The organism is Achromobacter sp. ESBL13 (genome assembly GCF_036668755.1).
In the GTDB taxonomy this organism is placed as follows: Bacteria; Pseudomonadota; Gammaproteobacteria; order Burkholderiales; family Burkholderiaceae_B; genus Achromobacter.
On the sequence record NZ_JAZEVT010000028.1, the window covers coordinates 1 to 319 of the forward strand.

1 protein-coding gene is annotated in these 319 nt (G+C 62.1%); it reads right to left on the reverse strand.

The genetic code is table 11. The annotated features are described in order from the left end of the window. Positions 1-319: VCBS domain-containing protein (locus V6F88_RS27965; protein ID WP_332613528.1), on the reverse strand; the 319-nt coding region annotated here is incomplete at both ends.

Genomic DNA, 319 nt, shown 5'->3' on the forward strand with positions numbered 1-319 from the left:
CCACGACCTGACCCGTCGTGCCGTCAGCGGTGGTGACGGTAAACGTTTCGGTCAGGGTCTTGCCAGCGCCCAAGCCTTGGACAGCCGGGTCATTGTTCGTGAGGTTGTACGTCCACGCGCCATTGGCGCCGACAGAGAACGTACCGTGTTGGCCGGCCGTGTTGGTTTGCACCTGGAACACGGCTTGGCCGGCGTCCGGATCGGTGACGTCGAGCTTGCCGCTGACGGACGACTTCTCGTCTTCAATGACTTCGCCCTTGTCGCTGTCAGGGGTAGACGGGGTGATGATCGCGCCGTCATCGGTACCGTTAATCGTGAC